This window comes from Terrabacter koreensis, from assembly GCF_054783315.1.
The window spans coordinates 159,841-181,333 of the sequence record NZ_BAAGQU010000011.1; the positions used below are offsets into that span (position 1 = coordinate 159,841).

Below are 21,493 nucleotides of genomic sequence, written 5' to 3' on the forward strand. Positions count from 1 at the left end.
CATGCCGCGACAGATCGCCACCAACACCGACGTCGACCGCGACGCGCTGCTCGACTTCGTGCGGCCCCGGCACAGCATGGTGCTCGTCACGCAGCGTTCCGACGGCCGCCCGCAGATGTCGCCGGTCACCGGCGGGGTCGACGACGAGGGCCGCATCGTCATCTCGACCTACCCGGAGCGGGCGAAGACCGCCAACGCCCGCCGGCGGCCCCAGGTGAGCGTGCTCGTGCTCTCCGACGACTTCGGCGGCGAGTGGGTGCAGGTCGACGGCGACTGCGAGGTCATCGACCTGCCCGACTCGGTCGAGCCCCTCGTCGACTACTACCGCGCGATCTCCGGCGAGCACCCGGACTGGGACGAGTACCGCCAGGCCATGCACGACCAGGGCAAGTCGCTGCTCCGCGTCACGCCGACCCGCTGGGGACCCGTCGCCCGCGGCGGCTTCCCGGCGCGCCTCGCCTGACCCGCGTCCCCGGCCTCCCCCCACCGAACGCCGCGTTCGTTGCCGAACGCTCTGTCAGAACACGGCTTTCGCGACCGAACGCGGCGTTCGGTCACCACGATGGGCGGACCCGTAGGGTGGGGGCGTGCTGCGCGTCGGGGTCACCGGAGGGATCGGGTCGGGCAAGTCGACGGTGTCGCGGAGGCTCGCGGAGCTCGGCGCCCACCTCGTCGACGCCGACGCCGTCGCGCGCGAGGTCGTGGAGCCGGGGCAGCCGACGCTCGCGGCGATCCGGGAGCGCTTCGGCGCCGCCGTGATCCGGCCCGACGGCACCCTCGACCGCGCCGGGCTGGCCGCGATCGTCTTCGCCGACCCCGACGAGCTGGCGGCGCTCGACGCGATCACCGGCCCGGCCATCGCCGCGCGGGTGGCAGAGCTGCGCGCGGCCGCGCCTGCGGACGCGGTCTCCGTCTACGACATGCCGTTGCTCGTCGAGCGCGGCCTCTGGGTGCACGAGCACCTCTCCGTCGTCGTCGAGACCGACGAGGAGACCCGGGTGAGGCGGCTCGTCGAGCAGCGCGGCCTCGACGAGGGCGATGCCCGACGCCGCCTCACCGCGCAGGCGACCGACGCCCAGCGCCGCGCGGTCGCCGACGTCGTGCTGACCAACGACGGCACCCCCGAGCAGCTGAGGTGTGCCGTCGACGCACTCTGGGAGCAGCGGCTCGTCCCGTACGCCGCCAACCTCTCCAGCGGCACGCGTTCACGGCGTCCGGAACGGTCTGCGGACACCGTCGTCGAGCCGCGCGCCGACTGGGAGGCCCGCGCCGAGCGCGTCGTCGCCCGGCTCGCTGCCGCGCTCGCCGTCACCGGGGTCGCCACCGAGGTGTCGCACGTCGGATCGACCTCGGTGCCGGGCCTGCTCGCCAAGGACGTCATCGACGTGCAGGTCGGGGTCCACCACCTCGCCGACGTCGACCGTGAGGACGTCCGTCTCGCGTTCACCGGTGCCGGCTACGTCTTCAGACACGGCAACCACACGGACACCCCGCACCCGTCCGGCAGTGTGCCCGAGGCGTGGGGCAAACGCTTCCTCGGCGGGTGCGACCCCGGCAACCACGTGCACGTGCACGTGCGCGAGCACGGCTCTGCCGGTTGGCGGTTCGCCCTGCTCTTCCGCGACTGGCTGCGCCACGAGCCCGCCGAGCGCGACGCGTACGCCGCCGAGAAGCGCCGGCTGCTCCAGCAGCACGCGACGACGTCCGACTACGTCGTCGCCAAGGAGCCGTGGTTCGAGCAGGCCTGGCACCGCGCGAACGCGTGGGCCGAGCGCACCGGCTGGCAGCCCCGCTGACCCGGCAGGGTGCCCACCCGACGGTTCCGGTGACCTCACCCCGTCGAGGAGGCACTTTCCGACGGCCGCCGGGCGATCCGGCATACCCGGGCGGGGTGTGGTGTTGTGGGTGACATGCGTGGTGAGTACAAGGTCCCCGGTGGCAAGCTCGTGGCGGTCGACGTCGAGGAGGTCGACGGGCGACTCGCCGACGTGAGCGTCTCGGGCGACTTCTTCCTCGAGCCCGACGAGGCGCTCGACGACATCAACGCGGCGCTCAGCGGGATGCCGGTCGACGCCGGCGTGGACCAGCTGGCCGGGGCGGTCTCGGGCGCGCTCGCCGACGACGTCACGCTGATCGGCTTCACCGCTGAGGCCATCGGCATCGCGGTCCGTCGGGCCCTCGGAAAGGCGACCGGGTGGGACGACCACGTCTTCGACGTCATCCCGCCGCGGGTGCTCGACCCGGCGATGCACGTCGCCCTCGACGAGGTCATCGCCCGCGAGGTCGCCTCGGGCGAGCGACTGCCGACGCTGCGCTTCTGGGACTGGGACAGCCCGCTCGTCGTCATCGGCTCGTTCCAGTCGTTCCGCAACGAGGTCGACCCCGAGGGCGCCGACCGTCACGGCATCGACGTGGTGCGGCGCATCTCCGGCGGTGGCGCCATGTTCATGGAGCCCGGGAACACCATCACGTACTCACTCGTCGTGCCGACCTCCCTCGTCGAGGGCCTCAGCTTCGAGCGCTCCTACTCCTTCCTGGACGAGTGGGTGATCGGCGCGCTCGCCGACGTCGGGGTCGACGCGCACTTCGTCCCGCTCAACGACATCGCGAGCGACAAGGGCAAGATCGGCGGCGCGGCCCAGAAGCGGTTCGTCGCGGGGGCCGTGCTGCACCACGTGACGATGGCCTACGACATCGATGCCGACAAGATGCTCGAGGTGCTGCGCATCGGCCGCGAGAAGATGAGCGACAAGGGCACGAAGTCGGCGAACAAGCGCGTCGACCCGATGCGCTCGCAGACCGGGATGACGCGCGACGCGATCCTCGAGTCGTTCGCCGCGTCGTTCGCGCAGCGGCACCGCTCGAACCTGTCCGACTACACCGAGGCCGAGCTCGAGGCCGCGAGCCGGCTCGTCGAGGAGAAGTTCGCGACCCCGGAGTGGACCCACCGCGTGCCCTGACGGCGGATCCGGAAACTCTTGTGCCGTTCGTGTCGAGACGGCGTGGGCGGCTCCGACGTCACGGGTGAGGCGGCAGACTGGCCGCTCGCGACCCGAAAGGCACCGAACCATGAAGTACGTCATCCTCATCCACTCCAACCCCCAGCCTTGGGGCCACCCGACCGGCAACTTCGTGACGGAGGCGCTCGCCCGGCCGCAGGAGGAGCGTGAGCGCGGCGGCGCCGCCTTCGACGCGATGCTCGAGGAGCTGTCGAAGAGTGGCGAGCTCAAGGGCGGTGAGGCCCTCGGCGACCCCGCGTCCTCACGGATCCTGCGGTGGAGCGAGAGCGGGACCCTCGTGACGGACGGGCCGTACGCCGAGGCCAAGGAGCACCTGGCCGGCTTCTTCCTGCTCGACGTGGCGTCGCAGGAGCGTGCCGAGGAGCTCGCCGTGAACTTCGCCGGGCCGGGTGACACCGTCGAGCTGCGGCCGGCGTACGTCTGGGAGCAGTAGGCGAGTGGGCGCTGTCGGTCGTCGGACGTACGGTTGAGCCATGCGTCCCACGACCGACCTCCAGCGCACGGTTGCCCCGTTCGAGGTGATCTCCGAGTACACCCCGAGCGGCGACCAGCCGACCGCCATCGCCGAGCTGGCGCGCCGGGTCAAGGCGGGCGAGACCGACACCGTGCTGCTCGGGGCCACCGGCACCGGCAAGTCCGCGACGACCGCCTGGCTCATCGAGCAGGTGCAGCGGCCCACGCTCGTCATGGCGCCCAACAAGACGCTCGCCGCGCAGCTGGCCAACGAGTTCCGCGAGCTGCTGCCCAACAACGCCGTCGAGTACTTCGTCAGCTACTACGACTACTACCAGCCCGAGGCGTACATCCCGCAGACCGACACCTACATCGAGAAGGACAGCTCGGTCAACGACGAGGTCGAGCGGTTGCGCCACTCGGCCACCAACTCGCTGCTGACCCGCCGCGACGTCATCGTCGTGGCGTCGGTGTCGTGCATCTACGGCCTCGGCACGCCGCAGGAGTACGTCGACCGCATGGCCCGCCTCAAGGTCGGGCAGGAGATCGTGCGCGACGACCTGCTGCGGCGGTTCGTCGAGATGCAGTACACCCGCAACGACCTCGCCTTCACGCGCGGCACGTTCCGGGTGCGCGGCGACACCGTCGAGATCATCCCGGTCTACGAGGAGCTCGCGATCCGCATCGAGTTCTTCGGCGACGAGATCGAGCGCATCTACACGCTGCACCCGGTCACCGGCGAGGTCGTCAACGAGGAGCAGGAGATGTACGTCTTCCCGGCCTCCCACTACGTCGCCGGCCCCGAGCGCATGGAGCGCGCGATCCGCGGCATCGAGCTCGAGCTCGAGGACCAGCTCGCGCTCTTCGAGAAGCAGGGCAAGCTGCTCGAGGCCCAGCGACTGCGCATGCGCACCACCTACGACGTCGAGATGATGCGCCAGGTCGGTTTCTGCAACGGCATCGAGAACTACAGCCGCCACATCGACGGCCGCACCGCCGGCTCCGCGCCGAACTGCCTGCTCGACTACTTCCCCGAGGACTTCTTGCTCGTCCTCGACGAGTCGCACCAGACCGTGCCGCAGATCGGCGCGATGTACGAAGGCGACATGTCGCGCAAGCGCATGCTCGTCGAGCACGGCTTCCGGCTGCCGAGCGCCATGGACAACCGGCCCCTCAAGTGGGAGGAGTTCCTCGAGCGCATCGGCCAGACGATCTACCTCTCGGCGACGCCGGGGGAGTACGAGCTGGCCAAGTCCGGCACGCCCGTCGAGCAGATCATCCGCCCAACCGGGCTCGTCGACCCCGAGGTCGTGCTCAAGCCGACCAAGGGCCAGATCGACGACCTCATGCACGAGATCCAGGAGCGCACCGCGCGCGACGAGCGCGTCCTCGTGACCACCTTGACCAAGAAGATGGCCGAGGACCTCACCGACTACCTCCTCGACAAGGGCATCCGCGTCCGCTACCTCCACAGCGACATCGACACGCTGCGCCGCGTCGAGCTGCTCCGCGAGCTGCGCACCGGCGTCTTCGACGTCCTCGTCGGCATCAACCTGCTGCGCGAGGGCCTCGACCTGCCCGAGGTGTCCCTCGTGTCGATCCTCGACGCCGACAAGGAGGGCTTCCTGCGCTCGGCGAGGTCGCTCATCCAGACGATCGGACGCGCGGCGCGCAACGTGTCCGGCCAGGTGCACATGTACGCCGACAAGATGACGCCGTCCATGGAGCAGGCGCTCGACGAGACCAACCGGCGGCGCGAGAAGCAGATCGCCTACAACACCGAGCACGGCATCGACCCGACCCCGCTGCGCAAGAAGATCGCCGACATCACCGACCTGCTCGAGCGCGAGGACGCCGACACGCAGGAGCTGCTCGGCTCGGGACGCATGCAGTCGCGCGGCAAGAGCGGCGCCGGCCGTGGTGCCATGGCCGCAGACGTCGGGGTCTCCGCCGGCGGCAGCTCGAACCGTCCGGCCGACATGGCGGCGGCCGACCTCGCGGGCCTCATCCAGGAGCTCACCACGCAGATGCACCAGGCGGCCGCCGACCTGCACTTCGAGCTCGCGGCCCGGCTGCGTGACGAGATCGGCGAGCTCAAGAAGGAGCTGCGGCAGATGAGCGCGGCCACCCGCTGATGGTGTCCGAGGCCACGGGCCAGGGCAACGACGCGGCCGGGCCGCCGGGCGAGACGCTGGCCGCCCGGCTGCGCGCGGCCGCCCTGGCGCTGCCCGGGGCGTGGGAGGACTCCCCGTGGGACGGCGACACGGTCGCCAAGGTGGGCGACAAGATCTTCGTCTTCCTCGGCGAGCAGTCGGTGGGGGTCAAGTCCGCAAGCAGCCGGCAAGAGGCCGACGAGTGGCTCCACCGCTACCCCGACGACGCCTCGGTGCTCGCCTACATCGGCCGCCACGGGTGGAACTCCCTGCGCCTGGGCGGAGCCATCGGCGAGGACGAGCTGCTCGAGGCGATCGAGACCTCCTACGACATCGTCGTGGCAGGGCTGCCGCGGAGCAGAAGGCCCCGCTGACGAGCGCGTGACCGGCGCGCCCCCGCGTGGTGCCCAGGGGGCGGAACCCGATTTGAGGCCCGACCGCTGCGGTGAGAGGATCAGGCGTTCACACGGAGGGGAGTATCCCCGACACGACGGGCTCGTCATCACGGAGCAGGTCCCACCACCCGCTCCCGGTCCCGTCGGTCCGGCACCGACAGCTCGCTGTCCGGGCCGGGCGGGAGAGACCTCCGGTTACTGACCTGGTGACCGGAAGGTTGTGCCCATGAACGTTCCTGCTTGGGGCTGGTTCCTCACGATCGGTCTGATGACCGTCTTCCTGCTGATCGACGTGCTCGTCATCGCCCGGCGACCGCACGTCCCCTCGATGGCCGAGGCCGGCCGCCACCTGGCGTTCTACGTCGGTGCCGCCGTGCTCTTCGGGCTCTTCGTCTGGTTCGAGTGGGGAGGACAGTTCGCGGGAGAGTTCTACGCCGGCTGGCTCACCGAGTACTCGCTCTCGGTCGACAACCTCTTCGTGTTCCTGCTGATCATGGCCAGCTTCAAGGTGCCGCAGAAGCTGCAGCAGTCGGCCCTCATGATCGGCATCATCATCGCGATCATCCTGCGCGGCGTCTTCATCGCGCTGGGCGCGGTCGTCATCAACGCGTACGCCTGGGTGTTCTACATCTTCGGCGCGTTCCTCGTGTACACCGCGGTCAAGCTCGCGACCGAGGGCGAGAGCGACGACGACGAGTACCACGAGAACCGCTTCCTGCTCTGGATCGAGAAGCGCTTCCCGGCCACCAAGGAGTGGCACAGCACGCACCTGACCGTCGTCGAGAACGGCAAGCGCCTCATCACGCCGATGCTCATCGTCATCCTCGCGCTCGGCACGACCGACCTGCTCTTCGCGCTCGACTCGATCCCCGCGATCTACGGCCTCACCAAGGAGCCGTTCCTCGTGCTCACGGCGAACATCTTCGCCCTGATGGGTCTGCGCCAGCTCTACTTCCTCATCGGCGGTCTGCTCAAGAAGCTGGTCTACCTCAGCATCGGGCTCGCCGTCCTCCTCGCCTTCATCGGCGTGAAGCTGATCATGCACGCCCTGCACGAGAACAACCTGCCGTTCATCAACGGCGGCCGGCCCATCGACGGCGTGCCCGACATCCCGATCCTCGTGTCGCTCGGTGCGATCGTGCTCATCCTCGGCGTCACCACCGTGGCCAGCCTCTGGAAGTCGCGTCGCGACGCCCGCCTCGAGGCCGCGGACGACAGCTCGGTCGGGTCCGCGTCGAGGTGAGGCGTCAGGTCCTGAGGACCTTGTCCATGGCCTTGCCCTTGGCGAGCTCGTCGACGAGCTTGTCGAGGTAGCGGATCTTCTGCATCAGCGTGTCCTCGATCTCCTCGACGCGCACGCCGCACACGACGCCCTTGATCTGGTCGACCTTGGCGTTGAGGTGCGCCTCGGCGAAGAAGTCCTCGAACGTCGTCCCGGACTGCAGGTGCTGGTCCAGAGCGGCCTCGTCGAAGCCGGTGAGCCACTCGATCACCTGGTCGAGCTCGGCCTTGGTGCGACCCTTGCGCTCCACCTTGTTCACGTAGTGGGGGTACACCGAGGCGACGCTGACCGAGAAGATGCGGCTCATGCCTCCGAGCGTAGCCAGCCGGCACTCCGTCGCGGCGCTCCGAGCGGGTGGGAGGGAGTGGGCCTGCCCTTCTCGACAGGCGCGCCGGGTCAGCGGACGCGGTGCGAGACGAGCCAGCCGACCAGGGCAGGCACGGCCATGGCGGCGAAGACCGCGACGTAGGCCGACGGCACGCCCGAGCCGGCCGCGGAGAAGACGACAGCCGACAGGGCGATCGCCGTGGCGGCTCCGGCCGAGTCGCCGATCTGCAGGGCGGAGCTGACGAAGCCCTGCTCCGTCGGCGAGGCGCGCGAGAGCGCCTGCGCGGTGACGCGCGGGTAGACGGTACCGATGCCGAGACCGACCGCTGGGAAGAGGGCGATGAGCACCCAGGTCGGTGCCCCGAGAGCGACGGCGAGGGCGATGGCGGCGAGGGTGACGGTCATGGCGGCCAGCGAGAAGGCCGAGGTGCGGCCGATCTCGAAGTGCCGGTCCCAGCGTCCCTGCACCCACGACCCGAGAAACCACGTGACGCCGGTGACGGTCAGCGCGATGCCGGCGAGGCTCGGGCTGAGGCCGTCGCGCTCGGTCAGCAGGCGCGGCAGGTAGACCTCGGCACCGGAGAAGGCGGCGAAGGCGAGGGCGCGGAGGGTCACGTCGGTCGGCAGGCCGCGCCCCGCCCTCAGGGTGCCGCGGGGGGTGAGCGGCAGCAGGGTGACGGCGACGGCCACCACCGCGACGGTGGCGACGGCGAGGCCCACGGCGTCGAGGCGCTCGGCGACGGCATTGAGGGCGAGCACCGCCAGGGCCAGCACCACCGAGGCCGCGATCGCGCGGCGGCGCCACGGCACGTCGACCGCCTCCTGGCGCAGGCCGCTGACGATCCGTCCGAGCAGGACCGCCGCGACGACCAGGACGACGAGGGCCAGGCCGAAGACCCACCGCCACCCGATGGTCTGGGCGATGAGTCCCGCGACGAAGGGCCCGGCGATCGACGGCACGACCCACGCCGCCGAGAACCCGGCGAGGATCGCGGTGTGCAGCCGCTGCGGGTAGACACGGGTGACGAGGACGTAGAGCGCGGTGCTGGTCATGCCGGCGCCGAGGCCCTGCACGACCCGGGCGGCGACGAGGACGCCCATGGTGGGTGCGAGCCCGGCCCCCACCAGACCGGCCGCGAAGAGCGCGAGCCCGATGAGCAGCGGCGGTCTCGGCCCCCGCCGGTCGGCCAGGTTGCCCGACCAGACGATGCTGACGATGCCGGCCGCGAGCGTCGCCGTGAACGCCATCGCGTAGAGGGAGGCCCCGTTCAGCTCGCGGGCGATGGTCGGCATCACGGTGGTGAGGGCGAGTGCCTCGAACGCGTGCAGCGAGACGAGGGCGAGCACGCCGATCGTCGTTGCGCGCAGGGTCGGTGAGAGCAGGCCCCCGTGGTCGTCGGTCATCAGCCGGGCCCGAGAGCGGCGTCGGGCGTCTCGGGTCGGGACCGCGCGCCCAGCACGATGGCGCTCGCCAGCACGACGAGGGCCATGCCGGCGACCTGTCCCATCTCGAGCGTCTGGTGCAGCACGACGAAACCGGCGAGCGCCGCGACCACGGGCTCGAGGCTGAGCAGGATGCCGAAGACGTGCTGCGCCAGGTGCCGCAGGGCGACGAGCTCGAGCGAGTAGGGCAGTACCGAGGACAGGACGGCGATGCCGAGCCCGAGCGCGATGTCCCGAAGGGTCCAGCGGTCCACCGAGGTGAGGCCGAGGGGGGCGACCGCGACCGTCGAGACGATGAGAGCCAGGGCCAGACCGTCGAGGCCGCCGAAGGCCCGACCGGTGCGCTGGCTCAGCACGATGTAGGCGGCCCACATGACGCCGGCCAGGGCCGCGAAGCCGACACCGACGAGGTCGAGACGGTCGAGCGAGGTGTGCAGCACGCCCGAGACGAGGACGACGCCCAGGGCGGCCGCGGTCACCGCCACGACGTCGCGCAGCCGGCGGCTCAGCGCCGCCGCGAGCCCCAGCGGCCCGAGGAACTCGATGGTGACGGCGACCCCGATCGGCAGGTGCGCGAGAGAGGCGTAGAACGAGGTGTTCATCGCGGCGAGCGCGAGCCCGAAGAGCACGACGGTGCCCCAGTCGGCACGGGTGCGCCGTCGCCATGACGGGCGCGCGACGGCATACAGGATCACCATGGCGAAGAGCAGGCGCAGCAGCACGGAACCGGTGGCCCCGATGCGCGGCACCAGCGTCGCGGCGAAGGCGCCGCCGAACTGCACGGACAGGACGCCACCGAGGACGAGCAGCGGTGCGGTGCGCCGGTCGAGGCTCACGGCATCGGCAGCCGCCCGGCCGCCACGAGGGTGTCGAGCCGCGCGGCGGGCAGGTCCTCCTCGACGAGCACGCCGCCCGTCTCGGACGCGTGGACCATCCGTCCTGGCCGCACCACGATGCCGACGTGGTGGATGCGCGCCCCGGGCCGGGCGAAGAAGTAGAGGTCGCCCGGCTGCACGTCGTCGAGGGCGACGGGGGTCGCGAAGTCGGCCTGGGCGTACGCGTCGCGGGCGACGACGACGCCGAGCCGGCGCCACGTGTGCAGCACGAGGCCGGAGCAGTCGAAGCCGAGGGGGGTCAGACCCGACCACAGGTAGGGCAGACCGATGTGCGCACGCGCCTCCGTCAGGGCGGGGTGCGCCGCGTCGCCGGAACCGCCGTCGGCCACGGCAGCCGTCTCGACCGCCTCGGGGCCGACCACCTGTGAGCCCGGCGTGAGCGGGGCGAGGTGCGCCAGCGGCACCCACCCGGGGTAGCCGCGCTCGTCCTTGGGGGAGAGCTGCCACGGGGCGACGACGTGGGCCCACCGGCCACCGGCGTCGAGCTCCGTGACGGTGACGGGCTCGCCCTCGACGAGCTGCGTCTCGACGAGCCCGTGCAGGCCGAGACGGCCGGCGCGGGTGCCGTCGTCGACTGCTCCGTCCGCCGCCGCGTCGGCGTCGAGCGCCGCCAGCCACGCAGCCGCGTCGGGCTCGTCGGCGACCATCGCTGCGTCGACGGGTCGCGGGCTCTCGGGCGTCGACCACACCGTCGTGACGGGGACGTGGACCAGGTGGGTGGCGCTGACGGGGACGGTACGGCTCGCGGCGACGTTCACGCCCGCCATCCTCGCACCCGCGTGCCACCGGGACGCCCCCGGTCCGGACCGGCGACGATTCGGTGCGCACGAGCCGGAGGTACTGGTCGCCGCGCCCCGAGCGCCGTACCGTCAGAACATGGAAGAGCGAATCACCATCGAAGGATTCGATCCCCCGAAGAACCGACGCCACGGTCCCGACGGCGACCTCGTGGACGTGCAGGGCTGGCTCCACGCGCCCGTCGACTGGGCCGGCGGGCCGCAGCTCGAGCGCGCCTGGCGCGAGCGGCACGGTCGGTCGCGGCTCGGCGTCGGCCTGTGCGTCGCCAACAACCCGCGCCGTCACATCATCCTGACGAACGTGCCACCGGACCTCGACTTCCTCCGCACCGAGCTGGAGTCGCTGATCGCCGAGCTCGATCCGGACGCCACCTCGGACCTCGAGGGCGCCCAGTAGGCCCTCCCGCACGAGTCTGCGCACTCCCGCCCGCTCGGGTCGCGCCGCTCGTACGCTGGGCGCGTGGCGAGACCGGCGATCCTCACGGTGGATGACGACGCTCCCGTCTCCGCTGCGATCGCCCGGGACCTGCGGGCGCGCTACGGCGTCGACCACCGCATCCTGCGCGCGAGCTCGGGCGCCGAGGCGCTCGACCTCGTGGCCCGCCTGCTTCTCAAGGGGCAGCCGCTCGCTCTCGTCCTGGCCGACCAGCGGATGCCCGGGCTGACCGGCATCGAGGTGCTCGGCCGGGTGCGGGTCGACGTGCCCGAGGCGAAGCTGGTCCTGCTCACGGCGTACGCCGACACGGACGTCGCCATCGCCGCGATCAACGACATCGGCCTCGACCACTACCTGCTCAAGCCGTGGGACCCGCCCGACGAGAACCTCTACCCCGTCGTCGACGACCTCCTCGCCGACTGGCACCACGCCCACCCGGACCACACCGACGACGTACGCGTGGTGGGCGACCGCTGGTCGGAGGGCACCCACGCGGTCAAGACCTTCCTCGCCAACAACCACGTGCCCTACCGGTGGCTCGACGTCGAGCGCGACGCCGAGGGCGCGCGGCTGCGTGACCTCGCCGGGGCCCGGCCGGAGGACCTGCCGCTGGTGCTCGTGCCGGACGGCGAGACGCTCAGAGCCCCGTCGACCGTCGCGATCGCGAGCGCCCTGGGACTGCGGACCCGCGCGGAGCGCGACCTCTACGACCTCTGCATCGTCGGCGGCGGACCCGCCGGTCTCGCGGCGGCCGTCTACGCCGCCTCCGAGGGCCTCAGCACCGTCGTCGTCGAGCACGAGGCGCCCGGCGGCCAGGCGGGTCAGAGCGCCGCGATCGAGAACTACCTCGGCTTCCCCCGCGGGCTCTCCGGTGCGGACCTGGCCCAGCGCGCCATCGCCCAGGCCCGCCGGTTCGGCGCCGAGATGGTGCTCGCCCGCGACGTCGTCGCCCTCGAGCCCCGAGGCCCGGTGCGGGCGGTGCGGCTGCAGGGCATCGAGGCCCACATCGGGGGTGGCGCTCCGGAGCCTCGGGTCGGCGGCAGCGAGAACGGCTTCACCGACATCGAGGCGCGCAGCGTCGTCCTGGCGACCGGCGTCTCCTACCGTCGTCTCGCCGCGGACGGCCTCGACGCCCTCGTGGGACGCGGCGTCCACTACGGGGCGAGCGCCGGGCAGGCCGCGGCCTGCAGCGGCGAGGAGGTCTACGTCGTCGGCGCCGCCAACTCGGCCGGCCAGGCCGTGCTCAACCTCGCGCGGTTCGCGAAGCGGGTGACGCTCGTCGTCCGGGGCTCCTCGCTCGAGGCGAGCATGTCGCAGTACCTCGTCGAGCGGATCCGCGCCGACGACCGGATCCGCGTGCTGTGCGGCACCGAGGTCGTCGCAGCGTCCGGCGACGGCCACCTGGAACGGCTGACGCTCGCCGACCGGGCCGCGGGCACGACGACCGACGTCGAGGCCTCGTGGCTCTTCGTCTTCATCGGCGCGGCCCCCCGCACGGACTGGTTGGGTGCGGAGGTCGCGCGGGACGGGCACGGCTTCGTCGTGACCGGCCACGACCTCGTGTCGGGACCGTACGCCGGGGGCTGGACCCTGAGCCGGCCGCCGTTCGCCCTCGAGACGAGCCTTCCCGGCGTCTTCGCTGCGGGCGACGTGCGCGCCGACTCGATGAAGCGGGTGGCATCGGCGGTGGGCGAGGGTTCGATGTCCGTCTACTTCGTGCACCGCTATCTCGCCACGATCTGACGGGACCTGCCAACGATGCTCGCGCTCGCCGACCTCCGGACCATCCCCCTCTTCGACGGGCTGCGCGACGACCAGCTCACGCAGCTGCTCGAGGTCGGGACCGAGCTCCGGGTCCGCCCCGGCGAGGTCGTGTTCCTCGAGGGTGACCGTGCCGACCACTGGTGGGTGCTCGTCGACGGCGCGCTGGACCTGTCGCGCCACATCGGCCGCGAGGACGTCACCGTGGGGCGCATGGACGTGCCGGGCCGGTGGGCCGGTGGCTTCCGTGCCTGGGACGACAACGGGGTCTACCTCGCCACCGCGCGAGGCGTCACCGCGGGTCGGATGTTGCGGGTTCCGGCCGAGGACCTCCGCGACCTCGCCGACACGTGGTTCCCGTTCGCGGCGCACCTGGTGGCAGGGCTCTACGGCACGGCCCGGTCGATCGAGGCGACGGCCCGGCAGCGCAGCGGTCTCGTCACGCTCGGCACGCTCGCGGCAGGGCTCGCCCACGAGATCAACAACCCGGCGGCCGCGTCCGCCCGGTCCGCGGCGGAGCTCGAACGTGCCTGCGACGGTCTGCTGGAGGCCCTGCGGCACATGGCGGTCCGCGGTCTGACCGCTGAAGGGTTCGAGTCCCTGGACTCGCTCCGGCGGGGACTGGGACCACCGGCCGCGCTCGCCGACCCGCTCGAGACCGCTGACCGGGAGGAGGAGCTGGGGCAGTGGCTCGAGCGTGCAGGGGTGGAGCAGCCGTGGGACCTCGCCGCGCCCTTGGTCTCCGCCGGCGCCGACGTCGCGTGGCTCCGACGAGCGGCCGAGACGGTGCCCGGCGATGCGCTGGGCCCGTCGCTCGAGTGGGTGGCGCGCACCATCGACGTCACGTCGCTCCTGGCCGAGGTGAGGGAGTCGACGCGTCGTGTCTCCGAGCTCGTAGCCGGCATCAAGACCTACTCGCAGATGGACCGGGCGTCCCACCAGCGCGTCGACGTGCGCGAGGGCATCGAGAGCACCCTGCTCGTCATGGGTCCCCGGCTGCGTCCCAACGTCACCGTGGTGCGCGACTGGGGGAGTGACGTGCCGCTCGTCGACGGCATGCCCGGCGAGCTCAACCAGGTGTGGACCAACCTCGTGGACAACGCCGTCGACGCCATGGACGGCAACGGCACCCTCACGGTGCGCACGCGGCGTGACGGCGACGGAGTGCTCGTCGAGGTCCGTGACACCGGCTCGGGCATGAGCGCCGAGGCCCGGCAGCGTGCCTTCGAGCCCTTCTTCACGACCAAGGAGGTCGGCCGCGGCACCGGGCTCGGCCTCGACGTGGCCCACCGGATCGTCGTCGACCGCCACCGCGGGAGCATCGAGGTCGAGTCGCGTCCGGGCGACACCCGGTTCCGCGTGCGCCTACCCGTCAGCGCGGTGCCCGGCGCTCCCTGAGCGGTGCCGCGGCACCGGCACGCGGCACACGCCGTGGGACGGCCGCGCACTCACCAGCCGCGCACTCACCAGCCGCGGGCGCGCCACTCGTCGAGGTGCGGCCGCTCGGCGCCGAGCGTGGAGTCGTCGCCGTGGCCGGGGTAGATCCACGTGTCGTCGTCGTAGACGTCGAAGACGCGCGTCGTGACGTCCTCGATGAGCGACTCGAAGCTCTGGCCCGGGTTCTTCGTGTTGCCGATGCCGCCCGGGAAGAGGCTGTCGCCGGTGAAGAGGTGCGTGTGGCCGTCGGGGTCGACGTAGGCGAGCGCGATCGAGCCCGGGGTGTGCCCGCGCAGGTGCACGACGTCGAGCGTCACGTCACCGACGGTCACCGTGTCACCCTGCCCGACGCGTACGTCGACGGGGACGGGCAGCCCCTCGGCGTCGTCGGCGCCGGCGACGGTGCGCGCGCCGGTGGCCTCGACGACCTCGGCGAGCGCGCCGACGTGGTCGTGGTGCTGGTGGGTGGTGACGACCGTCTCGAGCCCGTCACCGCCGGCGCCCACCAGCTCGAGGAGTCGCGGGGCCTCGGCCGCGGCGTCGATGAGTAGCTGGGCTCCGGTCGAGCGGCAGGTCAGCAGGTACGCGTTGTTGTCCATCGTGCCGACGGACTGCTTGCGGATGGTCAGGTGGGGCAGCTCGCGCACGGCGGCCGGGCCGCCCTGCTCGACGTGGCCGGAGTACGTGTCGGGTGCGTGGTCGGGTGCGTGGTCGGGCATGTCAGCCTCCGAAGGGAAGGGTCGGGACGGGGCCGTCGAACCGGACCCCGTCGGTGTGGCCGCGGGCGAGCCAGGTGAGCACCGCGGCGCGTGCCCCGGTGACCGTCGTCGCGCCGTCACCGACGGTGTACGCGTCGCCCTCGGCCGTCGCGATGCGCAGCGACGGGGGCGCGTCCTCCTTGGCCAGCCGGTTCGCCGCGTCGCGCAGGAAGAGGGCGACGACCTCGTCGGGTGCCGCGGCGAACGTGAAGCCGGCGTCGAGGTCGACGTGGTGGAAGACGAGCTCACGCAACCGCATGAAGGGGACCATCCCGACGGGGATCGGGAAGCCGCCCGGGGTGCGCTCGACACGGACCTCGGCGTGCTCGGGACGCAGCGCGGCGAGGCGTTCGGCGAGCCGCGCGGCCGAGTCGCGGATGTCGGTGGCGTGCTCGTGCGCCGAGCGACGAGCGCCGGCGGCGATGTCGGCGTCGCGCGACTCGACCGTGTCGTACATGGTGCCGGGGGCTCCGGTCAGCGCGACGTCGCAGACGCGGGCCAGCGCGTCGGCGTTGCGGGCGATGTGGGCGAGCACGTGGCCGCGGGACCACCCCTCGCACAGCGACGGGGCGAGCACCGCGTCGTTGCGGAACGAGGCGGCCGTCGCCACGACCCGTTCGGTCTCGGCCGCCACGAGGTCTGCGGTCACGTCGGCGTGCTTCATGCCGTTGCCCTCCCGGGTTGCTTCTCGGTCGCGCTGTCGGACGCCTCGCCGGTGGCCTTCGCGAGCGCCAGGGCCGCCCCGACGAGGGCGAGGTGCGAGAACGCCTGGGGGAAGTTGCCCACCATGCGCTCGTTCACCGGGTCGTACTCCTCGGACAGCAGGCCGACGTCGTTGGTCAGGCCGACGAGCCGCTCCATCAGCTCGTTCGCCTTCGCGGTCATACCCGCCTTCGCGTATGCCGTCACGAGCCAGAACGAGCACGCGAGGAAGGGGTGCTCGCCACCCGGGAGCCCGTCGATGTCGGTCTCGGTGCGGTAGCGCATGACGAGGCCGTCTCGCATCAGGTCCTGCTCGACCGCCGCGATGGTCCCGAGCATGCGCGGGTCGTCGCCGTCGACGAAACCGATCGCCGACAGGGTGAGCAGCGAAGCGTCGACCTCGGTGGTGTCGTAGTGCTGCACGAAGGTGCCACGCTCGGTGTCGAAGCCCTTCGTCATGACCTCGTCGCGCACCTGGTCGCGCAGCGTCCTCCACTCGTCGACCGGGCCCTCGGCGCCGTACTGCTCGACGGCTCGCACGGCCCGGTCGAAGGCCGCCCACACCATGGCCCGGGAGTGGGTGAAGTGGCGCAGCGGCCCGCGGATCTCCCAGAGCCCGTTGTCGGCCTCCTGCCAGTGCCGGGCGAGGTGGTTGACGAGGGCACGCTGCAGGTGCCAGGAGTCGTCGTTGTCCTCGAGACCACGCATCCGTGCGTGGTCGAGGGAGATCATCACCTCGCCGAGCACGTCGGTCTGGCGCTGGTCCACGGCGGCGTTGCCCACGCGTACGGGAGTCGACCCGGCATACCCGGGGAGGTGGTGCAGCACCCGCTCGGGCAGGTCGCGGCCCCCGTCGACGCGGTACATGATCTGCATGTCCTCCGGGTCGCCCGCGACGGCCCGCAGCAGCCAGGCCCGCCACAGCTCGGTCTCCTCGACGTAGCCGCAGCCGAGCAGCGCCTCGAGCGTCAAGGCGGCGTCGCGCAGCCAGCAGAACCGGTAGTCCCAGTTGCGCTCGCCGCCGAGCTCCTCCGGCAGCGAGGTCGTCGCGGCGGCCACGATGCCCCCCGTCGTCTGGTGCGTCAGGCCGCGCAGCACCAGCAGCGAACGGGTCACGGCAGCGGCATACGGCCCGGAGTAGTGGCTCTGGGCGGCGTAGCGCTCGCTCAGCGAGATCGTCTCGGCGATGCGGGCGCGCACGCTGAGCGGCGGCGGGATCTGCTCGTGGCTGCGGAACCACGTCGTCGAGAAGGTCATCGACTCGCCCGCCGAGACGTCGAACTCGTCGACGTGGTGGCCGTCCTGCGCGTGGGGGAGGCGGGCCCCGCGCAGCACGAGCATGTCCGGCCCTGCGATGGCGGTGATGATCTCGTCGGTGCGGCCCTCGCGGTCGTCGGTGTGCCGCGCGACCCAGGGGCGGGTGCGCCCGTAGTTGAAGCGCACGGTCCACTCGTGGACCATCCGCACCGTGCCCTCGAGGCCCTCGATGCGGCGCAGCACGTCGGAGCGCCCGTCGCCGAGCGGCATGACGTCGGTCACCTTGACCCGTCCGGTGGAGGTCTCGTGGAACGTCTCGAGCACGAAGGAGTTGCCGGCGTAGCGGCGGGTCGTCACGGCGTCCTCGTCGACCGGCGCGATGAGCCACCTGCCGTGCTCCGGCGTGCCGAGCAGCGCCGAGAAGCAGGCCCGGGAGTCGAAGCGCGGCAGGCACAGCCAGTCGATGGAGCCGCGCCGGCTCACGAGCGCCGCGGTGCCGAGGTCGCCGAGCACCGCGTAGTCCTCGATGGGCGTCGGCGCGTGCTCACTCATGGGTGCGAGTATGCCGCCCGGCCGGGTCGCGCGTGCGGGGCACCCGCCGCGTTGGTGCGGGTCGCGGGCGAGCCGCCGCGACGCCGCCGATACGAGGACTGTCGGTGGCCCGACTTAGCATGTTGCGCGTGACTGCTACGCCCACCGGCAACGCCCATTCCCTCGTCGTCCGCGGCGCGCGAGAGCACAACCTCCGCGACGTGTCCGTCGACCTCCCCCGCGACAGCCTCATCGTCTTCACCGGGCTCTCCGGGTCGGGCAAGTCGAGCCTCGCGTTCGACACGATCTTCGCGGAGGGCCAGCGGCGCTACGTCGAGTCGCTGTCGGCGTACGCCCGGCAGTTCCTCGGGCAGATGGACAAGCCCGACGTCGACTTCATCGAGGGGCTGTCACCGGCCGTGTCGATCGACCAGAAGTCGACCAACCGCAACCCCCGGTCGACCGTCGGCACCATCACCGAGGTCTACGACTACCTGCGCCTGCTCTTCGCGCGCGCCGGGCGACCGCACTGCCCCGTCTGCGGCGAGCCGGTCACCCGCCAGTCGCCGCAGCAGATCGTCGACCAGCTGCTCACGCTCGACGACCGCACCCGCTTCCAGGTGCTCGCCCCGGTGGTCCAGGGCCGCAAGGGCGAGTTCGTCGACCTCTTCGCCGAGCTGCAGACCAAGGGCTTCTCGCGTGCCCGGGTCGACGGCGAGGTCGTCTCGCTCACCGAGGCGCCCAAGCTCGAGAAGCAGAAGAAGCACACGATCGAGGTCGTCGTCGACCGACTCGTCGCCAAGGGTGACGACGCCGGCTCCAAGCGTCGCCTCACCGACTCGGTCGAGACCGCTCTCGGGCTCGCCGGGGGCATCGTCATCATCGACTTCGTCGACCGCGACGCCAAGGACAAGCAGCGCGAGCGGCGCTACTCCGAGAAGATGGCCTGCCCCAACAACCACCCGCTGGGCATGGACGAGGTGCAGCCCCGGTCGTTCTCGTTCAACTCGCCCTTCGGCGCCTGCCCCGAGTGCACCGGCATCGGCACCGAGCTCGAGGTCGACCCCGAGCTCGTCGTCCCCGACGACGACCTGACCCTCGCCGACGGGGCCATCGCCCCGTGGGCCCAGGGGTCCGGCTCCGCCGAGTACTTCCAGCGCGTCATGGGCGCGCTGGCCGAGGACATGAAGTTCTCGATGGACGTCCCGTGGCGGGCGCTGCCGGCCCGGGCGAAGGAGGCCCTGCTCCACGGGCAGAACTACAAGGTCCACGTCCGCTACAAGAACCGCTACGGCCGCGACCGCTCCTACACCACCGGCTTCGAGGGCGTCGTCCCGTTCATCAAGCGCCGCCACGCCGAGACCGACTCCGACTGGAGCCGCGACCGCTACGAGGGCTTCATGCGCGAGGTCCCGTGCCCGGTCTGCAAGGGCGCCCGCCTCAAGCCCGAGTCCCTCGCCGTCCTCGTCGGCGGCAAGAACATCTCCGAGGTCTGTGGCCTCGCGATCAACGAGGCCGCCGGGTTCCTCGACACCGTCGACTTCACGCCCCGCGAGAAGCAGATCGCCGAGCGCGTCATCAAGGAGATCGACGCCCGGCTCGGCTTCCTCCTCGACGTCGGCCTCGACTACCTCTCGCTCGACCGCCCCGCCGGCACCCTCTCCGGCGGCGAGGCACAGCGCATCCGCCTGGCGACCCAGATCGGCTCCGGCCTCGTGGGCGTGCTCTACGTGCTCGACGAGCCGTCGATCGGCCTGCACCAGCGCGACAACCACCGGCTCATCGAGACCCTGACCCGCCTGCGCGACCTCGGCAACACGCTCATCGTGGTCGAGCACGACGAGGACACCATCGCCACCGCCGACTGGGTCGTCGACATCGGCCCCGGCGCCGGCGAGCACGGTGGCCACGTCGTGCACTCCGGGCCGGTCAAGGGGCTGCTCGAGCACCCCGACTCGCTCACCGGCATGTACCTCTCCGGGCGCCGCGAGATCCCGACCCCCGACGTGCGCCGCGGCCACGACGGTCGCCAGCTCACGGTCACCGGCGCTCGCGAGAACAACCTGCAGAACGTCTCGGTGAACTTCCCGCTCGGCAACCTCGTCGCCGTCACCGGCGTCTCCGGCTCGGGCAAGTCGACCCTCGTCAACGACATCCTCTACAACGTCCTCGCCAACAAGCTCAACGGCGCCCGGCACGTGCCCGGCCGGCACAAGACGGTCACCGGCCTCGACCACCTCGACAAGGTCGTGCACGTCGACCAGAGCCCGATCGGGCGAACGCCCCGATCGAACCCGGCCACCTACACCGGCGTCTTCGACAACATGCGCAAGCTGTTCGCCGAGACGACCGAGGCGAAGATCCGTGGCTACCAGCCCGGGCGTTTCTCCTTCAACGTCAAGGGCGGGCGCTGCGACGCGTGCTCCGGCGACGGCACCATCAAGATCGAGATGAACTTCCTGCCCGACGTCTACGTGCCGTGCGAGGTGTGCCACGGGGCCCGCTACAACCGCGAGACGCTCGAGGTGCACTTCAAGGGCAAGACCATCGCCGACGTGCTCGACATGCCCATCGAGGAGGCCGCCACGTTCTTCGAGGCGGTCCCCGCGATCTCGCGCCACCTCAAGACGCTCAACGACGTCGGCCTGGGCTACGTGCGCCTCGGCCAGCCGGCACCGACCCTCTCGGGCGGCGAGGCGCAGCGCGTCAAGCTCGCGAGCGAGCTGCAGAAGCGTTCCACCGGACGCACGATCTACGTCCTCGACGAGCCGACGACCGGCCTGCACTTCGAGGACATCAAGAAGCTCCTCGACGTGCTGCAGGGGCTCGTCGACAAGGGCAACACCGTCATCGTCATCGAGCACAACCTCGACGTGATCAAGAACGCCGACTGGATCATCGACATGGGCCCCGAGGGCGGGTCGGGGGGCGGCACGGTCATCGCCGAGGGCACTCCCGAGGACGTTGCCGACGTGGCGGCCAGCCACACCGGCCGCTTCCTCCGACCGATCCTCGACCGCACCGCGCGCACGACGACGCGCACCACCGCCAAGGGCCGCGCCGGGTCCGGCACCAGGAAGAAGGCCGGGGAGGGCTCACAGCGAGCTGACGGCTCGGGCACAGCGAGCTCTCCCAGACTGAAGGCCCCCCGCACCACGGGTCGCGCCAGAGGAGGTGCCACCACCGCGGCCGCGAAGAAGAGCACGCCCAGCACCACCGTGAGCAAGACACGGACCTCCACCACCAGGAAGAGGAACGCATGACACAGCGCAGCCACTCACGCACCGCCGAGCAGTCCAGCACCTTCGCCCCCGAGCACGCCCCCTCCGTCGACACCCCTGTCGACACCCCTGTCGCTGCCGAAGAGGGTCACCAGCACGTCGCCGCACTCGCCGACCGCCGCGGCGTCCTCAAGGCCGCCGGAGTCGTCGTCGGCGCCGGTGCCCTCGCCGCCTGCAGCAGCCCGCCCGTCCCCAGCGCGACCGGCGCCTCGTCGAGCAGCGCGGCCTCCGCGGGCGGGTCGAGCTCGGCCGCGGCTTCGGCGCCGTCCGGCGGGGGCACCCCGTCGTCCGAGGTGCCCGTCGGTGGCGCGAAGTTCTTCCCCGACACCAAGACCGTCGTCACCCAGCCGGTGGCCGGCACGTTCAAGGCCTTCGACACGACCTGCCCGCACCAGGGCTGCGCCGTGAGCTCCGTCGCCGACAAGCAGCTCGTCTGCCCCTGCCACCAGAGCCACTTCGACCTGACCACGGGCGAGCCGACGCCCGACAGCCAGGCGAAGCGCGCCCTCACCGCCAAGCAGGTCACCGTCAGCGGAGACACCTTCACCGTCGCCTGAGCGAGCC

19 protein-coding genes are annotated in these 21,493 nt (G+C 71.7%); 12 read left to right on the plus strand and 7 right to left on the minus strand.

Annotated features, from left to right (window positions below; genetic code table 11):
• The first annotated feature begins 1 nt into the window (after nucleotide 1).
• The 7 genes from ACYVNR_RS18480 to ACYVNR_RS18510 all read left to right on the plus strand — a co-directional run bounded on the left by ACYVNR_RS18480 (nucleotide 2) and on the right by ACYVNR_RS18510 (nucleotide 7,264).
• Nucleotides 2–463, plus strand: coding sequence for a PPOX class F420-dependent oxidoreductase (locus tag ACYVNR_RS18480; RefSeq protein ID WP_461050025.1), 462 nt, complete (start codon nucleotides 2–4; stop codon nucleotides 461–463).
• A 124-nt stretch (nucleotides 464–587) separates the two neighbouring features.
• Nucleotides 588–1,796, plus strand: a complete 1,209-nt coding sequence (gene coaE, locus ACYVNR_RS18485) for a dephospho-CoA kinase (protein WP_461050028.1) — start codon at nucleotides 588–590, stop codon at nucleotides 1,794–1,796.
• 114 nt (nucleotides 1,797–1,910) lie between these two features.
• The gene (locus ACYVNR_RS18490) at nucleotides 1,911–2,960 is read left to right on the plus strand and encodes a lipoate--protein ligase family protein (protein WP_461050030.1); all 1,050 of its coding nucleotides are present in this window, start codon (nucleotides 1,911–1,913) and stop codon (nucleotides 2,958–2,960) included.
• Nucleotides 2,961–3,069: 109 nt separating this feature from the next.
• Nucleotides 3,070–3,453, plus strand: coding sequence for a YciI family protein (locus tag ACYVNR_RS18495; RefSeq protein ID WP_461050032.1), 384 nt, complete (start codon nucleotides 3,070–3,072; stop codon nucleotides 3,451–3,453).
• Nucleotides 3,454–3,493: 40 nt separating this feature from the next.
• Nucleotides 3,494–5,608 carry an excinuclease ABC subunit UvrB gene (gene uvrB, locus ACYVNR_RS18500; RefSeq protein WP_045192337.1) on the plus strand — a complete coding sequence of 705 codons (2,115 nt, stop codon included), beginning with the start codon at nucleotides 3,494–3,496 and terminating at the stop codon, nucleotides 5,606–5,608.
• A 2-nt stretch (nucleotides 5,609–5,610) separates the two neighbouring features.
• Complete coding sequence (locus ACYVNR_RS18505) at nucleotides 5,611–6,000, plus strand: MmcQ/YjbR family DNA-binding protein (protein WP_461050035.1); 390 nt, start codon at nucleotides 5,611–5,613, stop codon at nucleotides 5,998–6,000.
• Between the two features lie 247 nt (nucleotides 6,001–6,247).
• On the plus strand, nucleotides 6,248–7,264 hold the full coding sequence (locus ACYVNR_RS18510; RefSeq protein WP_461050037.1) for a TerC family protein: 1,017 nt from the start codon (nucleotides 6,248–6,250) through the stop codon (nucleotides 7,262–7,264).
• A 4-nt stretch (nucleotides 7,265–7,268) separates the two neighbouring features.
• Here ACYVNR_RS18510 and ACYVNR_RS18515 read toward each other — a convergent pair whose 3' ends face one another.
• The 4 genes from ACYVNR_RS18515 to ACYVNR_RS18530 form a co-directional block, all read right to left on the minus strand.
• Nucleotides 7,269–7,610 carry a DUF2200 domain-containing protein gene (locus ACYVNR_RS18515; RefSeq protein ID WP_461050038.1) on the minus strand — a complete coding sequence of 114 codons (342 nt, stop codon included), beginning with the start codon at nucleotides 7,608–7,610 and terminating at the stop codon, nucleotides 7,269–7,271.
• Between the two features lie 89 nt (nucleotides 7,611–7,699).
• Nucleotides 7,700–9,034, minus strand: a complete 1,335-nt coding sequence (locus ACYVNR_RS18520) for an MFS transporter (RefSeq protein ID WP_461050039.1) — start codon at nucleotides 9,032–9,034, stop codon at nucleotides 7,700–7,702.
• Nucleotides 9,034–9,909 (minus strand): EamA family transporter, encoded by an 876-nt coding sequence (locus tag ACYVNR_RS18525; protein WP_458799789.1) that lies wholly within the window; start codon nucleotides 9,907–9,909, stop codon nucleotides 9,034–9,036. The genes ACYVNR_RS18520 and ACYVNR_RS18525 overlap by 1 nt, the downstream gene beginning before the upstream one ends.
• On the minus strand, nucleotides 9,906–10,727 hold the full coding sequence (locus ACYVNR_RS18530; protein ID WP_461050040.1) for a C40 family peptidase: 822 nt from the start codon (nucleotides 10,725–10,727) through the stop codon (nucleotides 9,906–9,908). The genes ACYVNR_RS18525 and ACYVNR_RS18530 overlap by 4 nt, the downstream gene beginning before the upstream one ends.
• Nucleotides 10,728–10,845: 118 nt before the next feature.
• On the opposite strand from ACYVNR_RS18530, the gene ACYVNR_RS18535 reads away from it, so the two are divergent.
• From ACYVNR_RS18535 to ACYVNR_RS18545, 3 genes are all read left to right on the plus strand, one after another.
• Nucleotides 10,846–11,163 carry a hypothetical protein gene (locus tag ACYVNR_RS18535; RefSeq protein ID WP_045192463.1) on the plus strand — a complete coding sequence of 106 codons (318 nt, stop codon included), beginning with the start codon at nucleotides 10,846–10,848 and terminating at the stop codon, nucleotides 11,161–11,163.
• Between the two features lie 63 nt (nucleotides 11,164–11,226).
• On the plus strand, nucleotides 11,227–12,945 hold the full coding sequence (locus tag ACYVNR_RS18540) for an FAD-dependent oxidoreductase (protein ID WP_461050041.1): 1,719 nt from the start codon (nucleotides 11,227–11,229) through the stop codon (nucleotides 12,943–12,945).
• Between the two features lie 15 nt (nucleotides 12,946–12,960).
• Nucleotides 12,961–14,361, plus strand: a complete 1,401-nt coding sequence (locus ACYVNR_RS18545; RefSeq protein ID WP_461050042.1) for a sensor histidine kinase — start codon at nucleotides 12,961–12,963, stop codon at nucleotides 14,359–14,361.
• Between the two features lie 65 nt (nucleotides 14,362–14,426).
• Here the strand turns inward: ACYVNR_RS18545 and ACYVNR_RS18550 are convergent, their stop codons facing one another.
• The 3 genes from ACYVNR_RS18550 to ACYVNR_RS18560 are packed head-to-tail and all read right to left on the minus strand — an operon-like array spanning nucleotide 14,427 to nucleotide 17,669.
• Entirely contained in the window at nucleotides 14,427–15,119 is a 693-nt protein-coding gene (locus tag ACYVNR_RS18550) for an MBL fold metallo-hydrolase (protein WP_461050043.1), read from the minus strand.
• Nucleotide 15,120: 1 nt separating this feature from the next.
• On the minus strand, nucleotides 15,121–15,822 hold the full coding sequence (locus ACYVNR_RS18555; protein ID WP_458799793.1) for a maleylpyruvate isomerase family mycothiol-dependent enzyme: 702 nt from the start codon (nucleotides 15,820–15,822) through the stop codon (nucleotides 15,121–15,123).
• Nucleotides 15,819–17,669, minus strand: a complete 1,851-nt coding sequence (locus tag ACYVNR_RS18560) for a glycoside hydrolase family 15 protein (RefSeq protein WP_461050045.1) — start codon at nucleotides 17,667–17,669, stop codon at nucleotides 15,819–15,821. The genes ACYVNR_RS18555 and ACYVNR_RS18560 overlap by 4 nt, the downstream gene beginning before the upstream one ends.
• 119 nt (nucleotides 17,670–17,788) lie before the next feature.
• Here ACYVNR_RS18560 and uvrA point away from each other — a divergent pair, with 119 nt between their 5' ends.
• Together uvrA and ACYVNR_RS18570 are read left to right on the plus strand one after the other, a co-directional pair.
• The gene (uvrA, locus tag ACYVNR_RS18565) at nucleotides 17,789–20,911 is read left to right on the plus strand and encodes an excinuclease ABC subunit UvrA (protein ID WP_045192348.1); all 3,123 of its coding nucleotides are present in this window, start codon (nucleotides 17,789–17,791) and stop codon (nucleotides 20,909–20,911) included.
• Nucleotides 20,908–21,486 (plus strand): Rieske (2Fe-2S) protein, encoded by a 579-nt coding sequence (locus ACYVNR_RS18570; protein ID WP_052677430.1) that lies wholly within the window; start codon nucleotides 20,908–20,910, stop codon nucleotides 21,484–21,486. Before uvrA ends, ACYVNR_RS18570 begins: the two co-directional genes overlap by 4 nt.
• Nucleotides 21,487–21,493 lie beyond the last annotated feature (7 nt).

Bases quoted from the DNA above. Each gene is read 5' to 3' on its own strand.
- ACYVNR_RS18515 (WP_461050038.1), bottom strand. From the start codon at position 7,610: ATGAGCCGCATCTTCTCGGTCAGCGTCGCCTCGGTGTACCCCCACTAC.
- ACYVNR_RS18490 (WP_461050030.1), top strand. From the start codon at position 1,911: ATGCGTGGTGAGTACAAGGTCCCCGGTGGCAAGCTCGTGGCGGTCGAC.
- uvrA (WP_045192348.1), top strand. From the start codon at position 17,789: ATGTTGCGCGTGACTGCTACGCCCACCGGCAACGCCCATTCCCTCGTC.
- ACYVNR_RS18555 (WP_458799793.1), bottom strand. From the start codon at position 15,822: ATGAAGCACGCCGACGTGACCGCAGACCTCGTGGCGGCCGAGACCGAA.
- ACYVNR_RS18535 (WP_045192463.1), top strand. From the start codon at position 10,846: ATGGAAGAGCGAATCACCATCGAAGGATTCGATCCCCCGAAGAACCGA.
- ACYVNR_RS18560 (WP_461050045.1), bottom strand. From the start codon at position 17,669: ATGAGTGAGCACGCGCCGACGCCCATCGAGGACTACGCGGTGCTCGGC.
- ACYVNR_RS18495 (WP_461050032.1), top strand. From the start codon at position 3,070: ATGAAGTACGTCATCCTCATCCACTCCAACCCCCAGCCTTGGGGCCAC.
- ACYVNR_RS18520 (WP_461050039.1), bottom strand. From the start codon at position 9,034: ATGACCGACGACCACGGGGGCCTGCTCTCACCGACCCTGCGCGCAACG.
- ACYVNR_RS18510 (WP_461050037.1), top strand. From the start codon at position 6,248: ATGAACGTTCCTGCTTGGGGCTGGTTCCTCACGATCGGTCTGATGACC.
- ACYVNR_RS18480 (WP_461050025.1), top strand. From the start codon at position 2: ATGCCGCGACAGATCGCCACCAACACCGACGTCGACCGCGACGCGCTG.
- uvrB (WP_045192337.1), top strand. From the start codon at position 3,494: ATGCGTCCCACGACCGACCTCCAGCGCACGGTTGCCCCGTTCGAGGTG.
- ACYVNR_RS18545 (WP_461050042.1), top strand. From the start codon at position 12,961: ATGCTCGCGCTCGCCGACCTCCGGACCATCCCCCTCTTCGACGGGCTG.
- ACYVNR_RS18550 (WP_461050043.1), bottom strand. From the start codon at position 15,119: ATGCCCGACCACGCACCCGACCACGCACCCGACACGTACTCCGGCCAC.
- ACYVNR_RS18570 (WP_052677430.1), top strand. From the start codon at position 20,908: ATGACACAGCGCAGCCACTCACGCACCGCCGAGCAGTCCAGCACCTTC.